A 14995-nucleotide genomic window follows, 5' to 3' on the forward strand; every position below is an offset into this window, starting at 1 on the left:
CATCCGACCTGGCTCATCTGAGGGGTCCGTATCGTAGGGATCCGATGGTGCGCAGGTCATGCCGCCGTCGGCGTTCGGCGAGCATCTACAAACGCCCAGTGAAGCGTTCGGGTAATGGCCAGCGCCCCGGCCCGAACAAGCGGTCGAGCTGGCCCATGCAGCCGCCTGTTGTGCATAGCCTTGGCCCAGGAGGGCAGCAGGTCTACTGCGGCCTGCATAAGCAGATGCTGCGCGGGCGATGCAGCCAGCGAAGGGGAAGGCTGGGAGAGTACCATTCCGGCAACGGAGTGCGTGCGATCGTTGGCGCGCAGTTCTGGCATGAACTCTTCGATCAGTGCCTCAGCCTGAGCCCGCGTTTCTGGCACAGGATCAGCACCTAACGCGCGAGCGACGAGCCCCGCCTGCTTTACATAGGCGTCCTGGTCTGAGGGCGACATTCGCGGTTCGCCGTAGGCAATCCATGCATCAAGGAAACCGATCGTCTCGCAGACATGAACCCATGCCAGCAGACGCGGATCACCCGCCCGATAGGGCGTCCCATCACCCAGTACGCCTTGCACGTGTTCGTGGACCGCCTTGACCTCTTCGATTGCCCGTTCAGCAAGCTCGCGTTCCGCGTAGGTGGTGACCGCAATAAACCTTGCCGTACGGCGCAAGCGCCCGATCATGTCGTTGCGAAACGTGCTGTGGTCCCAGACACCGGCTAGCGCCGCCGGGTGCAGCATCTGCATGAGCAAAGCGGTAACTCCGCCGATCATCATGGTGGTCACATCGCCGTGAACGCGCCAGATAACGGACTCCGGTTCGAACAAGGCTCCGCGTGACCGGACGACGGGGGTCTCGCCCTTTTCCCGGTCATTGAACACTGCCTGCACGCGCGAAACGAGGACGCGTCGCAGAAACAAACCGGGCGATAGGTCAACTGGCATCGTCATGCTTTTGCAACTACCGAATATGTGACCGCAACCCCATTTGAAGCCTCCCTATTGGGCTTGCCAACGATCTGGGCGAGTGCCGCATCGATCGTTGCATATTCAAAGACGAACCCGCTGCGCATGGCTGCATCGGGAATGACGCGCTGTCCGCTAAGCAGCAGTTCCTCTGCGAAGCCCCCCAGAGCAACCCGTAAGGGCCACGCGGGAATTGAAACCATTGCCGGGCGTGATAGCGCCGCCGCCAGTGCGCCAGTGAAGCGCCTATTTGTAACGGGTTCAGGCGCGACGGCATTGACCGGACCTGCCAATTCATCCTTCGCGATGGCATGACAGATGAGGCGTACGATATCGTCGCGATGGATCCAACTCATCCAATGCCATCCGTCGCCAAACCGGCCACCCAGGCCGAACTCGAAGGGAGCCAGCAAGCGCGCGAGCATGCCGCCGCTTCGGTCAAGGACCAGCCCTGTGCGGAGATACACTGTACGCACGCCAAGGCTCTCGGCGCGCTTCGCCGCGCGTTCCCAGCTGACGCAGACACGTCGGGAGAAACAGGGCGTGCCAAGGTTCGCTTCGGTCAAAGGCTGGTCTCCGCGCAATCCGTACCAGCCAATGGCTGAGCCGCTGACAAGCACAGCGGGCTTGCGGTCCAACCGTTCGATCAGTCGGGCAATCCCGTAGGTGGTTTCCAAGCGCGAACGGATGATCCGCAGGCGCTTGGCCTTTGTCCACGGCGTATCGGAAATGGGCTCTCCGGCCAGGTTCACGATCGCATCGATGAGTGTCTCACTTGCGATCTCGTCCAGCGAGGTTACGCAGCGAACCGGCCCGGCAGCTGCAAGCGGGACGACCTTTGCTCGGTCGCGGGTCAACACAGTGACGTTGTGACCGGCGGCGATCAACGCCGTCACCAGCCTGTTGCCGATAAAGCCCGTTCCACCGGTCACGAGAACTGATTGGTGCGCAGGCAAAGCAGCTACAAGGCTGGCGGGATCACGCTCGGTCAACCGGACCGTGCGGCGGGCGGCAGCGAGATCGCGCAGCCCCGAGACGATCACCCCAAATGCCGCGACGGCACAGAACCAGCTCATCAGACCGTAGTATGTCGGGGCAAGCCCGGTCTCGTTGCCCGCCAGCCCGACAAGCCAAGGAACCAGCATTGCAAGGATCACGCCGTAGTTCAGCGTCAAAAGCGTGTGCGTTATGCGCTCGGTCGCGGGCAGGTGGCGGGTGCGATCCTCCTCCACGAAATCCCACAATGTTATGACCAGTTCGCCCGCCAGCAGGGCCAGAAGTGCGACCGCCCACAGGCCCTTTGGCTCGAACCAGCCAAGCGCGGTAAACATCACCGCATAGGCAAGGTTGCGCACGCCATGTAGGGCCAGCTCAACCCGTTGCGACTGCCGCCACGCCAGGCGCTCGGTACCCTCATGGTGATAGATGGTATCGAAGGCGCCCATCATCATTTGGGCGAAGACGGCGATCCAGAGAATGTCAGTCATGGGCAGGCCCTCCCTGGTTGTCGGATTGGTCGCAAAAGCGGCTGTGCTGGTGCATCACCTCACCCAAAAGGCGGTGACGCAGGGCAAGCGTGAAGGTGAAGCTTCCTCCGCCGCAATCAGCATGGTCAATGGTCAGCACGCCCGGCGCGAGCCAGCGCGGCATGCGCAGCCGGATGCGCCCCAGCTGCAAGAAATAGTGATCGCTCGAGAAGCGGATACCGCCCTCAATCGCACTGACGCAAAGCGCAATGCCGAAGCCCCCGCCGAGATATTCCTCCAGGCCGGTAGGCCCGGCAAAGCGCTTGGCGGAATGGATCACTTGCGGGAAACCGCGCTTGCGCGCGTAAACCCTAGTCCAGACCTGGCCCCCGCTCACGCCGTCTTCGGTGACGCTGACTATGGCAGCAACTCCGCCCTCGCGCTCCAGCGGGAGCGGGGCGCCAATCAGTCGACAAGCCTGGGCCAGAATCCAACCGCTGATATTCATCCGGCAAGACAAAACCTGTCCGGCATAATTGGCAGAATGCCCGACACCGAGGCGTTTGCCGAAGCGGCGGCGGACAGCATCTGGAAGAGACGCCCATTCCTGCGCGCCAAGCAATTGGCGGAAGCGCAAGTCGATCAATTCGTTTGCCCCGCTGGCAGCGGGCTTGCCCGTCTGTCGATCGGGGAGTTCCCTCACTATGTTCTGCATCTCCCGATCTCCTGTTTGGCTAGTTATTTCTGTATTGAGAGAAATCTGGGCTCAAATTTTTTTCACGCATCTTCTTTGGCGGACGCATCCTTGCGACCGACAAATTTCAGCAGGCTAACAACCTTCGATCCAAGCCGGATTAGCCGCATGATCTGCTGCGGAGGGACGTGGATCATCTGGTTGTACCAGCCCTCCACCGTGTTGATGAAATCGTGCATCCCATGCAGCCGCTGACGGACCAGGGGGCTGATACGCGGATCGTCGATTCCCTCCATCGCCGCCCGAATGGCTGCCACCATCGGGTCGATCTCGCGCTCCTTACGCCCCTGCGCGACCTTGCTTGCCATCTGCCACATGTCGGTTTCGGCAACGTAGTGATCGCGCCGGTCACCGAGCACAGGAACGCGAGTGACCAGCTTCCAGTTCAACAGTTCCTTGATGCTGTTGGAGACGTTGGAACGCGCCATGCCAAGCTTTTCGGCGATCTCTTCAGCCGTGAGCGGGCGATCGGAGAGCAGCAGCAGCGCTTGAATTTGCGCGACTGAGCGATTGACGCCCCACTGGCCGCCGAGATCACCCCAGCGCAGCACGAACGCCTCCACGGCGGCGGGCAGCTTGTGCGACTCGATAGTTTTTTCTGTCATGACAGAAATATCTGCTAGATAGTAATGCGAGTCAAGGGATTGGTTTCGACTACAAGCGGCGGCGGCTTTGCGCGCCATCCCGGTCATAGCTGATCGCCCGTTGGCTGCCACAAAGCGGACATAGCTACCATATGGTGCGGCTGGCCAGACAAGGAAGTTTGTCGTTACGGTGCTGCTATGTATGCGGCAGTTTAATCTCAACGCGAAAATTGCAGAGGACCGAACGAAATCGCGAATTAAATGGCATAGACACGCTATTATCTTAAGGAAAAAATGCCGCCATTTTGAAATGAATGATTTTCAAAGGTACATTGCTCTGTCGTTGCCCCTTAATTCCCGGACAGTTCCTCACTGGTTGAACGGTTGATGTATTCGCGCGGGGCGAGGTAGCCAAGTGCGCGATGGGGGTGAACGGTATTGTAGTGGTGGAACCAGCTGGGCAGCTGGTTGAGGACTGCTCTGGCGTTGGGCTTTTCGGCGACGCGGACGTAGTCGCGCTTCATGGTGCGCACGAACGCCTCGGCCATGCCGTTCGATTGCGGGCTTTCGATGGGGGTTGTGCGCGGCCTGAGGTTGATCTCGCGTGCGAAGCGGCGGGTCTCCTTGGCGGTGTAGCAGCTGCCGTTATCCGTCAGCCATTCGATGGTGGCAGGCAGCTTGTTCACACGGCCGAAGCGATGCTCCACGGTGGCGGTCATCAGATCGCGCACATCCTCGGCGGATATGCCGGCAGTGGTGGCAACGAAGCCCATGGCCTCGCGATCGCAGCAGTCGAGGGAGAAGGCGACGCGCACCTTCTCGCCGTTGTCGCAGCCGATCTCGAAGCCGTCGGAGCACCAGCGGGTGTTGCGGGTATCGACCGCGACCCGCCCGTCGTGGCGGCGCTCGTCACCCTTTCCGCTATGGCGCTGTAGCAGGAGGCCATGCACCTTCATCACCCGGTAGACCCGCTTGGCATTGGGCGCAGATAGCCCGCCATTGCGTGCCTGCCGCCGCAGGATCGCGTGGATCCGGCGGTAGCCATAGGTCGGCAGTTCGGCGATCAGAGCCTGGATACGCGCGACGAGATCTTCCTCGGGCAGCGGGGGTCGGCCGCGGCGGCGCGCAGGGGCCTTGCGCCTGGCTGACGAGAGATGCTGCCGCGAGACGCCGAGCGCACTCGCCACTGCGCTCACAGGTCGCCCTCCGGCAACGAGAGCGTGCGCAATGCCGTTTTTTTGGGACCCGCCACGCGCGAGATCGCCTCGCGCAGGATCTCGTTCTCCATGGTCTTCTTGCCCAGCATGCGCTGCAGCTCGCGCACCTGGTTCTCGAGCGCGCGATACTCGCTCGCCGGAACCACCTCGCCGCCGGCACGGGTGGCGGTCAGGGCGCCGCTTGCCGCCTGTCGGCGCCAGCCAAACAGCTGGTTGGGCGCCACCCCGTGCATGCGCGCCACCAGCGACACGCTGTTGCCGGGAAGGAAGGTCTCTTCGACGATGCGGAGCTTCTCTTCCGGGGGCCAGCGCCTACGGCGCTGAACCCCTCCGAGAACCTCCGCATGCACATAGTTCCTGGGACTACTGTCGGTCATATGCCTCACTCTTACATAAGTGTGAGGTCCTGTCCGGTCATTTTGGGGGCCGCTTCATGCTCGCAAACTTCGATCGACCTCTTGCATCTTGACTATTAATGACAAACCCCTCTAAACTTAGGCCCATCTCACGAATGGTCGAGTTTTCGCTCTACATGCAAAATAAATATTTGTTTGCAGCACTTTGCTCGGGGCTGTGCCTCGTTACGGCTGGATGTGGAGGGGGTGACTCTTCAGGAGCTTCCGCTCCACCAGTAACAGTAGGAGGTGGCCAGACGCCGACGCCCACGCCCTCGCCCACATCAACGGGTGGAGCAGCCACGGCAGTCTTTGCCGCGTCTGCCACGGGGGCAATGATTGGGCGCATAAGCTTCGATAGCAACGGTTCAGGCTCCTTCGGTGATGCCGGAGACGTGCTCAGCAGCACATCGATCGACGGTCGTTTCGGTCGTTCAATCAGTACGCTTGCTCCCGAGATACACGAGGGGACCATTCCTACAAGCGCCACCTTTCGGATGCAGGCGACCGGAATTGACACTTTAACCGCACTATTCTTCTCGCAAATGAGGGCTCCCGCTGGCGCTACAGTCATCTCACCCCTTACAGCACTGGTAGATGCTGTGGGGTCTGAAGGTAGCGTGCGAAGCGCTTTGGGTCTCGATACAGGCCCGAATTCGCTGCGTGGTTCCATCGGTTTAACCACCTTCAATCCAGCACAGGGCTTGGCCAGTAGTGACGCCGACACTCGCCATAACGCAACCCAACTAACTCGGGTTAACCTGCAATTGCTGGCGATGGCCGCCGTACTCAAGGACACGAATGGAGACCCGGTAGATTATTCGGTCAATATGCTCGATGGCCCGCGATATATGGCTCAGCAGATTGCCGCGAGCGGCCAGCTCGATCTGACGAACCCCGCAACTATTCGCGCTGTGCTTGACCGAAGCATGGATCGTTTTGGAAGGCCGTCAGCACAGCTTGATGAGATGGCCAGCCTGATGGCGCGTTACAATGCTGCGATCCCCACCGATCTTACCAGTTCCGATACGGTGCGGGGTTGGGCATGGACCTTCCGTTTCGATGTCATGGTTGATTACAGGATGCTTTCCAGCAGCTGGCCTAATCCCAGCACCGCACGCATCGCTGCAATTGATGCCGTGCAAATGCGCCAGACTGCTGCGGCATTTGCACGGTTGCAGGCACCCGTACCTGGCCTCTTCATGGCAGTTCCCGATTATGCTGAAGTGCTCGTTCCCGACGATTCAACAATACTGTCCGGATGCACGAGTGTGAATCGTCGTTATCCCAGCTGCAACGATATAGCCCCGTTCACTTTCGAACCTGCGACCAGGACTCTGGTCAGCGCGACGTCTAGCGTACCCTCCTCACTGGTTGTCGATCTTTCAGCATCCGCAGTGCCGATCGAGCCTGACTTCCTGCGACTTCGTAGGCTTGGCACGACCTTCCGAGGGCCCGTGCAGGTGCGCTATACAAGCCGCCATCCCAATGGCCAGACATCAGAAAGCTACATCTTCGTTCGGGTGAGAGTGCCCGGCACGTGACCTGAACATGGCAAGCTTGGGTAATTGCGTCGCGCAGCACGAAATCAATGTCGCGCCTCTGTCAGACCTAAGCTTCTGAAACTAAGTTTCGGAATGAGCCTGTGGCCAAATGCTGGCAGTGTTCGTGCGTCTAATCGAACGGCAGCTTTCCAACACTCGCAACTTAGAACTTGCCATTCAGCAACCGGCCCAATTCAAGCCACTGCATCCAGACCGCTGCGCTGGATGATCGAAAGCAGCCGCAGTGCAGGACCTCCTGGCTTCTTCGCCCCGCGCTCCCAGTCCGAAACCAGGTTCTTCGACACGTTGAGATAGCGCGCGAACACGGGCTGCGACACATGCTCTGCCTCCCGGATCGCCTTGATCTCGTCAGGCGACAGGACAGGCGCGGGCGCAAGGCAAGCCTCGTCGAACTCGCGCATGGTGCGCTTGTCGATGCTGCCTGCGTCGTGGAGGCCTTCCATCATTTCATGGACAGCGGCCATCGCCTCGCTCTTGTAGGTCTTTGCCTTAGCCTTGCTCATCGTCTTTCACCTCGACCAATCGGCCTGCTTCAACTTCGGTTTCGATCTGGTTCTCGCCCAGCTCCAGCATGATGCTGGCCGCGTTGCGATAGACCTTCAGTTCTGCCGCACTCAGGTTTGCCTTGTCGCTCTTGGCAAAGGCGAACACGAATATGGCCCGCTCGCCCGAACGGAAGATCAGGATCGAGCGATAGCCGCCCGACTTGCCGCCGCCCTGGCGCGCGATGCGCTGCTTGATGAGGCCGCTGCCAAGATCGGCATCGATCAGGCCGGATTCGGCCCGATGCACGGCATCAGCAAGCATGGCATCGCCGATCTTTTCCTTTGCAGCGAACTTGGCGAACCAGCGGTTGGCGTAGATGCGGATGCGCGGGTTCTCAGTCATGCAGCAACGGCCCACTATCATACTTAGTGTTATGGATCAATGAATATGAGCCGCTCATGTTTTGCTCGATCAGGTTGCCGATGCGCTGTGCTGCCTCGATGACATGACCATCGTCAAGGTGAGCATAGCGGGTCGTCGTGCGCACATCGGCATGGCCCAGCAGCTTGCCGATCATCGGCAGAGTTTCCGAATGGGCGGCGGCATGGCTGGCAAAGCTGTGCCGCAGATCATGGATGCGAACGCCGGGTAGGCCCGCTTCGTCACGCAGCTTGCTCCACAGGTTCCCGATGTCGGTAATCGGGTGCTGTGTTGCCGGGTTCCAGAACACATAGCGCTGCTTCTCACGGCGCGGCAGGGCGTGAAGAATGGATGCAGCCGCTTCGGCCAGCCAGACCGTGCGCGGGCCAGTCTTGCTGTCGGTCAGCAGCAAGCGCCTCCCTCGCACTTCGCTCCATTTGAGACACGTGATCTCCGACTTGCGGCAGCCAGTTAGGATCAGCAGGCTGATCGCGGCGCAATGCAGCGGAAAGGTTTTGCCGTGCCGGTTGAGCACTTCCCCGATCCGCCTGAACTCCTGATCGGACAGGAAGCGCTCGCACTTCCGGCCCTTGTTCTTGCGGATATAGAGGCAAGGGTTCGACCCTTCGGGCCGCACGCCCCATTGCTCGGCCTTGTTGAACATGGCGCGCAGGATTTCACCGCAACGGTTGGCAGCACCGGGACCGCCTGTGTTGGTGATCCGGTTGAACCATTCCTGCACATGGCGTTCTTCGATCTCATCGAGGAACAGGCCTTCGAACGCGCGGTCGAGATATTTCCGCTTGTAGTAACGGTGGGTGTAGAGCGTGGAAGGTTTCCATTTGGGCGACACACGGTCCCAGTAGGTCTTGAGGAAGTCCCGGTAGGATGGGACCTTGCGCAGCTGCTTGCGCTCCTCCGCCGGGTTGTCGCCGGTCTGGGCGCGAAGCAGGACGCGGCGCGCCACATCCATTGCCTGCGCACGGCGCAGCACCTTGTCGTTGCCGATCGTCACCGTGCGCGTGCGCCCTTCCATGCGAGCCTGGACGATATAGACCTTGCGTCCGCTCGCATAATGCCGCGTCCCGAAGCCGAGCAGTTCGCGTGTCCAGCACGTCTTGCGCAGCTCACCCAAGCCACCACACTTGCCAATCACATGGAGCCGGAGACTGCCCAACTCCTCGGCGACGATCCCCCGCAGGGTAAGCGCGTTCATTGTCCGACTCCGATCAGGCGCGCGATGGAGCCGGATACGCGCTCTGCCGCGTCGGCGACGATCTCGTCGGACAGATGGGCATATCTGGTCGTCGTTTCTGCCAGCGCATGACCCAGCAGCTTGCCGATCACCATCAGCGAGATGCTGTCGCGGATCGCAACCGAAGCGAAGCTGTGGCGCAGGTCGTGAAGCCGCACATCCGGCAACGCTGCGCGATTGCGGATCTTCGACCAATGGATGCCGAGCGTGATCGGCTTGTCGGGATTTCGGAACGAGGGAAACAGCAGACCGGTTGGTTTCCGATTTGGCAGGGCTGCGATTACATCTACGGCCTGCCGGTTGAGATAGACGATCTTCGCGCCGGTCTTGCTGTCCGGCAGCATCAGGCGCGGTTCCTGCACCCATTCCCAGCGCAGTTGCTCGATCTCGCCGCAACGTGCGCCGGTGAAGATCAGCAGGCGGATCGCCGCGACATAGAGCGGCTGCTCGGCCTCATAGTCCTGCAATGCCGTGGCAAGCCGCGCATATTCGTGTGGTGACAGAAACCGCTCCATCGGTTTACGCTTGTATCTCGGCGTGCCTTTGCAAGGGTTCGAGCCGCGCGGACGCAGACCAAGGCGCTCGGCATAACCCATCATCACGGAGAACACTGGCAAGGTGCGGTTGAACACGCCGGGCCGCTCAACGAAGCTGTCGCGCCAGAACAGGATGTCGCCCTTCGCCAGGTCGTCAATCCGCCGGTCGCCGAAAGCGCCGAGGATTTCCTTGAAGATGGCGCTCTCGTTGCGCTTTCGGGTCGATGGTTTCCAGTGTCGCGAATAGTCAGCCCAGAAGCGCTCGGCGTAGTCGCGCAGCAGGGGCGCATCGCTCTTCTGCGCGGCGCGGGCCTTCTTGCGTGTCGGCAACCCATCGAGCGCCACCTCGGCCAGCTTCGCCCGCGCGAGGCGGCGAGCCGTGGCGGGCGAGATGTCACGGGAGGTTCCCAGCGACACGCGCCGCAGCTTGCCGCGCTGGCGGAACAGGACAAACCATGTCCGCCTGCCGCCGGGATTTACCCGCAGGCCAAAGCCCGGCAGGTCAACATCCCAATACTCCCTGAGACGCTTGCCCGGTTTGCGCCGAACAATATTGCCGTTGAGCCGAACTCGATTGCTCGGCTTTGCCTTTTCACCACTCCCAGGCCCATCACCGGACCGGGCCTGAGAATGATTCGTGGCTTCATTCGCTGGTAGCAGATAGCCATTTGCTTGCATTGACTTGCTCCTCCTTGTAGAGGAACAACTTCGCGTAACCTATTGCTTAACAATCTCTTTCTGCCGCATGGCGGCGTACGGTGTGCTCTACACTGTACCCAGCTTTTGAGTTTCTGGCCGACCATTTTCCTGCAACAGACTAGGCGACACCGAATCACATTCCTTAGGAGTCGCAGCCGCTGCGGCGCCTGATGCAGGTTTTGTCAGTGCTTGAAACAATGCTCTCGATGCCAGGCCAGGAAGGCCGGATGCGGGCGCTCTAGTGGTCGCTGTGGTGGGATGGCGAAGCCGGTCCTGTTGATCAGCGAGCGGATGCTGTCAGGGTCGTTCGCCTGCCGGCTGACGAGAATTTCGAGATCGTCGTTCAATCCGATTAGGCCCCGATCGAACATCCAATGGACAGTTCCCGAAAGGGCAATACCGTTAGTGACGATGTCAGGCCCGCCGCGATCAACGGGGCGGATATGGGCTGCCTCGACCTCGGCGCGGCCGCCGCCATTGATCAGCTTCAGCCCGGTTACCGCGCAGCGGGCGTCATAGGCCTCGACCACACGGCGGCGGAACAGACGATCACGGACCAGCCTTGAACCGAGATGTGCCACGCGGTCGCGCTGGATCTCGAACTGGAACGGCGAACGTTCTTCGCGAAGCATATTGTCGGACGCCTCGTCGATCCTCGGTAGGAAGCTGTCATCGTCCGCAAGGCCAAGGTCGATGATGCGGTTGAAGTCCTCAATGGATAGGGGCCGGACTGCGGATTGGGCGCGACCCGAAATCTTGCCCTGCTCATTGAGAACTCCGCGTTCGACTAGCCCCAGGGGGCCGTTGAACGGGACCGGGTTGGGGAAGTCCAGGTAGGTACCGGGTTCGATCAGGGCGAGATACATGTCGCTGGCGGTTGGGTCCGGCACGACATGCGCAACTTTGGCCGCTGCGAAGTACCCGCGCGTGTCGCGGATCTTGCTCGGCTCGTAGTAGATAATCCAATCGCCAATGCAGGCGTTGACGCGGGTCAGGTATTGACGTGGGAACTGATACTGCTCCGCCGGACTGTCGTCGTAGATCGAGTCAGTCCGATGAACGAAGATGCCTTTGGTCATGACGCTCGCGCTCCCCCGTCAGCAGAATAGGCACTCGCGCCGATCGTCGGGACGTCGTCCGTGGGCACTTCGCCGTCGTTGGGCAGGCCTTCCTTTCCGGCATGCGCCCTGACCTCAGTCGCCCGTTCCTCGATCTCCTTTGCGAAGACTTCCAGCATCGACGAACTGGCTGGCATTGCTGCCACTTCCTCGGCTGCTGCGGGCAGCTCGCGCAGCAATCGTGCCGTCACCTGCTCCACCCGCTGCACAGTTCCCCGCGCTGCCAGTCCTGCAGCTTCGGCCATGCGCCGCCAGTGGCGACCGTAGATGTGGCGGCCGCGGCGCTGCCCGCCTATCGCCTGGGCGTGGTTCTGGGTGATGTTCGTCCAGGCAAGGCCGGACATCAGGTCATACAGCGGGGCAAGCTGCGGCGCGCCCGGGCCGAGCAGGATCGAGTAGTTCTTGGCGTGAGAGTCAACGTTGCCGATCGCAATATTGAAGATCACGGCGTCGAGCAGCCGGGTGATGTCACGCGCGGTCATATGCTGCCGGACAAGGGCGAACATGTCGGCGATTGAAGGGCCGCGTGTGCCGGTGCCGTTGAACTCGTACTTGGCTGCAGGCGGCCGGCCGAGAGCCTGGCAGAAATCCTCCTGATGCAGGCGGCGGACATTGTTGCCGGTGCCTGTCCGGTCATAGCGCTCGACAAGCAGGTAGCTACGTTGCCCTGCTACGCCTGTGGTCACCGGTGCAACAGCGAGGCCGATGCGGCGGGCGAGAACCATGCACAGCGCTTCATTCTGGACGCTGCCGGGCAGGCGTGGATTGTCGGGCTTGAGGATTTGCGTAGACGGCGCGCCGTTAATCGGCACGGTGATCTGCCCATCGATGACCGCCACCGGCAGCTTCTCCTGCGCGCCGGCAAGGCTCATCGATACACCGTCCTCGCCAACCAGAAAGGGCCGCGCGGGCAGTTCCTCGATGATCCTTTCAAGTGCGCCGGCATCCGGGATCGTACGATAGCCGGGCTCGCCACGCGGTTGCTGCGGCGCGATGCTGAGCGCGCCTGCCAGATCGTTGCCGGTCTGCGCGATCAGCCCGAGTGCGTCCTCCGGTGCCGCTCCTAGCGCCCGCGTCATGGCGCGCAGTGGTTCGCCTTCCGGCAGGAGGTTCATTAGCCAGGGAAGGACCTGGCCCCCGTCATAGGGTTCTGGCCGGATCGGGATGGCCAGCGAGATGGGGAAGTTCTCAGCAGATGAGGTCCAGGCATCCGCATAGGTAAGGCGGGTTGCCCGCGCGTCGGCGCTGATCGTGGCGACCAGGCGGTCTTCGTAGTGAACCGGAAGGTCCACCGTCATGCCTGCGAAATGCCGGTTGCGGTGAGCCGCAGGCCCACGGCCTTGGCGGCGGCGAGTGCCTTGCCGAGTTGGGCGGTGGGCTTTCCTGCTTCCAGATCGACGATGAAGCGTTCGCCGCTATTGATGGCGAGTGCCAGCTCCCGCTGGGTAATGCCAAGGGCCTTGCGGGCGGAAGCAACAGCGGCGCCGAACTGGGTTGCGTTGTCTATCATGTCATTCTTACCGAGCGGTAAGATTGCACATGTGTCGTGGAGTTTCAAGAGCATTTCTTCCCGATCGGGAAGGATGTGCTCTGAAATTGCAGTCTATCAGGAATTTCTTACCGCTCGGTAAGTTGATTGGTAGCTTGAGCGGAGGATCCGTGCTACGAAGGATCGCCGCAGCCATGAGATCTATTCATGTCGATCGCCAGCGCTCAATTCGACGATGCCGAGGTCCAGGCGATGGCGCGCGCCGCCGCCACCCTGCTCGCGCGGTGGGGCGTTCCAGATGAAATGGTCGAGCGGCTTATCAACGGCGAAGGGCGGGCTGCAGCGCTGCTCGGCATTCATCGCGCATTGCGATGCATATTCGCTGACAGCGATAGGGTTGCGCGGTGGATTGATGCACCTAACCAGGCCTTTGATGGGGCCTGCGCGCTGGATGTCATGCTGGCAGATGGCCTCGAAGGTATGCGGCGCGTCGAGGCCTACCTGGATGCGGAAATCGCCAGCTGAACAGATTGGTGGCAGATCCTGAGCGGTGCAGCAGGATCAACCCGGCAACGCGATCGCAGCGCCTGATGGCTTGCGGAAGCTGCCTTGCAGCACCTTTGCGCCGGAGCGCAACTGGTCGAGATAGTCAGCCCAGCTCTGCATCATCCTGATCCGTTCTTCCCAGTGCTCGCCGCGTGCATAGGCGCGGCGGACGTCATCGGTCTCGGCATGGCCAAGCTGGCGCTCGATAGCATCGGGGTTCCAATGGCCCTGCTCGTTCAGCAGGGTGCTGGCCATGGCGCGGAAGCCGTGAGCGGTCATCGTGGTCCCGTCGAAACCCATTCGGCGCAGCGCGAGGTTGATCGTGTTTTCGCACATGGGCCGGTCGCGCTTGCCTTGGGCGGGGAAGAGGTAGCGGCGGTTGCCCGTAATCTCGCGCAGCTCTTCCAGTATGGCGAGCACTTGGTGGCTTAGCGGAACGCGGTGCGCCACGCGCATCTTTGTCTTGTCGGCAGCGATGGTCCAGATGTTGCGGGTAAAGTCGAATTCGCTCCACTCGGCCTGCCGCAGTTCGCCCGGACGCACGAAGACATAGGGGGCCAGTCGCAGCGCTGCGTGAGTGACCGGATAGCCTGAATAGGCGTCGATCGCGCGCAGCAACGCGCCCACTTCCTTCGGAGTGGTGATAGCGGCGCGGTGCGTCACCTTGGGCACGATCAGCGCACCGCGCAGGTCTGCTGAAACGTCGCGGTCGGCGCGGCCGGTGGCGATGGCATAGCGGAACACCTGTCCGCAGGTGCTGCGCAGCCGTCGTGCGGTTTCGTAATGCCCGCGCTTCTCAACCGCGCGCAGGACTGCCAGCAGTTCGGGAGCCTTGATCTCGCCGACCTTGCGGTCTCCGATGATGGGGTAGGCGAATTCGAGCAGCCATGTCAGCTTGCCCACGGTCACATCGGCACGGCCCTCGCGTCGGGCTTTGTCGAGCCATTCTTCCGCCACGGCCTTGAAACTGTTCACATTGGCAAGCGGGCCGGTGATCTTGTCGATCTTGCGCTTGACGGCAGGATTGATGCCCTCGGCGATCTGCTTCTTGATCTCCAGTCGTTTGGCTCGTGCTTCGGCCAAGGTGACGGTCGGATATACCCCGAGTGCCGCAGTGGCCCGCTTTTCACCGAACCTGTAGTCCATCCGCCAGTATCGCTGACCCGCCTTCGTCACCAGCAGGTACAGCCCGCCCCCATCGGAGAGCTTGTAGGGCTTGTCGCGCGGTGCGGCTTTTCGGACGGCCAGATCGGTCAGCATGGTGCCACCTCTGTCGGTTTTGATACCGTCAGATATACCGTCATGTACCGCCAATTTCAACGAATTCGGCTGGATGCCGATGGACGCTCAACTGGTCGTAAGCCTCTGTTTTCTTGGATTTTTCCGGACGCTTGCGGATGCGTCCGGAAAGAAAAATGGTGCCCAGAAGAGGACTCGAACCTCCACGCCCTTGCGAGCGCCAGCACCTGAAGCTGGTGCGTCTACCAATTCCGCCATCTGGGCACGGGGCGGAAG

15 protein-coding genes and 1 tRNA gene are annotated in these 14995 nt (G+C 61.2%); 2 read left to right on the forward strand and 14 right to left on the reverse strand.

Annotation, left to right across the window (positions count from 1 at the left end):
* Positions 1-56 precede the first annotated feature (56 nt).
* The 5 genes from I2488_RS05185 to I2488_RS05205 form a co-directional block, all read right to left on the reverse strand.
* Positions 57-935, reverse strand: coding sequence for an oxygenase MpaB family protein (locus I2488_RS05185; protein ID WP_425492358.1), 879 nt, complete (start codon positions 933-935; stop codon positions 57-59).
* On the reverse strand, positions 932-2437 hold the full coding sequence (locus I2488_RS05190) for a TIGR01777 family oxidoreductase (RefSeq protein ID WP_196274756.1): 1506 nt from the start codon (positions 2435-2437) through the stop codon (positions 932-934). The genes I2488_RS05185 and I2488_RS05190 overlap by 4 nt, the downstream gene beginning before the upstream one ends.
* Entirely contained in the window at positions 2430-3119 is a 690-nt protein-coding gene (locus I2488_RS05195; protein WP_343070988.1) for a DUF4166 domain-containing protein, read from the reverse strand. The genes I2488_RS05190 and I2488_RS05195 overlap by 8 nt, the downstream gene beginning before the upstream one ends.
* Positions 3120-3193: 74 nt before the next feature.
* The gene (locus tag I2488_RS05200) at positions 3194-3775 is read right to left on the reverse strand and encodes a GbsR/MarR family transcriptional regulator (RefSeq protein ID WP_196274758.1); all 582 of its coding nucleotides are present in this window, start codon (positions 3773-3775) and stop codon (positions 3194-3196) included.
* Positions 3776-4104: 329 nt separating this feature from the next.
* Positions 4105-5348 (reverse strand): IS3 family transposase gene (locus I2488_RS05205; RefSeq protein WP_246465508.1). Its coding sequence is split into 2 segments (ribosomal slippage): positions 4105-5007 and positions 5010-5348, totalling 1242 coding nucleotides; the frame shifts between segments, so codons are not numbered across the junction.
* A gap of 134 nt (positions 5349-5482) precedes the next feature.
* On the opposite strand from I2488_RS05205, the gene I2488_RS05210 reads away from it, so the two are divergent.
* Positions 5483-6910: a hypothetical protein gene (locus I2488_RS05210; protein ID WP_196274759.1), complete on the forward strand. Its 1428-nt coding sequence runs from the start codon at positions 5483-5485 to the stop codon at positions 6908-6910.
* 194 nt (positions 6911-7104) lie between these two features.
* On the opposite strand, the gene I2488_RS05215 is transcribed toward I2488_RS05210, so the two are convergent.
* The 7 genes from I2488_RS05215 to I2488_RS05245 form a co-directional block, all read right to left on the reverse strand.
* A complete protein-coding gene (locus I2488_RS05215; protein WP_120323635.1) occupies positions 7105-7434 on the reverse strand; it encodes a helix-turn-helix domain-containing protein in 330 nt (109 codons plus the stop codon).
* The gene (locus I2488_RS05220; RefSeq protein WP_246465509.1) at positions 7421-7819 is read right to left on the reverse strand and encodes a type II toxin-antitoxin system RelE/ParE family toxin; all 399 of its coding nucleotides are present in this window, start codon (positions 7817-7819) and stop codon (positions 7421-7423) included. The genes I2488_RS05215 and I2488_RS05220 overlap by 14 nt, the downstream gene beginning before the upstream one ends.
* The gene (locus I2488_RS05225) at positions 7812-9053 is read right to left on the reverse strand and encodes a tyrosine-type recombinase/integrase (protein ID WP_196274760.1); all 1242 of its coding nucleotides are present in this window, start codon (positions 9051-9053) and stop codon (positions 7812-7814) included. Before I2488_RS05225 ends, I2488_RS05220 begins: the two co-directional genes overlap by 8 nt.
* On the reverse strand, positions 9050-10180 hold the full coding sequence (locus I2488_RS05230; RefSeq protein WP_343071003.1) for a tyrosine-type recombinase/integrase: 1131 nt from the start codon (positions 10178-10180) through the stop codon (positions 9050-9052). The genes I2488_RS05225 and I2488_RS05230 overlap by 4 nt, the downstream gene beginning before the upstream one ends.
* A 329-nt stretch (positions 10181-10509) precedes the next feature.
* On the reverse strand, positions 10510-11406 hold the full coding sequence (locus I2488_RS05235; protein ID WP_196274762.1) for an HNH endonuclease: 897 nt from the start codon (positions 11404-11406) through the stop codon (positions 10510-10512).
* Positions 11403-12743: a type II toxin-antitoxin system HipA family toxin gene (locus tag I2488_RS05240; RefSeq protein ID WP_214652227.1), complete on the reverse strand. Its 1341-nt coding sequence runs from the start codon at positions 12741-12743 to the stop codon at positions 11403-11405. Before I2488_RS05240 ends, I2488_RS05235 begins: the two co-directional genes overlap by 4 nt.
* Complete coding sequence (locus I2488_RS05245; RefSeq protein WP_196274763.1) at positions 12740-12955, reverse strand: helix-turn-helix domain-containing protein; 216 nt, start codon at positions 12953-12955, stop codon at positions 12740-12742. Before I2488_RS05245 ends, I2488_RS05240 begins: the two co-directional genes overlap by 4 nt.
* 186 nt (positions 12956-13141) lie before the next feature.
* Here I2488_RS05245 and I2488_RS05250 point away from each other — a divergent pair, with 186 nt between their 5' ends.
* Positions 13142-13459, forward strand: coding sequence for an MbcA/ParS/Xre antitoxin family protein (locus tag I2488_RS05250; protein ID WP_196274764.1), 318 nt, complete (start codon positions 13142-13144; stop codon positions 13457-13459).
* A gap of 36 nt (positions 13460-13495) precedes the next feature.
* On the opposite strand, the gene I2488_RS05255 is transcribed toward I2488_RS05250, so the two are convergent.
* Positions 13496-14740, reverse strand: coding sequence for a tyrosine-type recombinase/integrase (locus I2488_RS05255; protein ID WP_196274765.1), 1245 nt, complete (start codon positions 14738-14740; stop codon positions 13496-13498).
* A 156-nt stretch (positions 14741-14896) separates the two neighbouring features.
* A tRNA-Leu gene (locus tag I2488_RS05260) sits at positions 14897-14983 on the reverse strand.
* Positions 14984-14995: the final 12 nt, after the last annotated feature.

The organism is Novosphingobium jiangmenense (assembly GCF_015694345.1).
Taxonomy (GTDB): domain Bacteria; phylum Pseudomonadota; class Alphaproteobacteria; order Sphingomonadales; family Sphingomonadaceae; genus Novosphingobium; species Novosphingobium jiangmenense.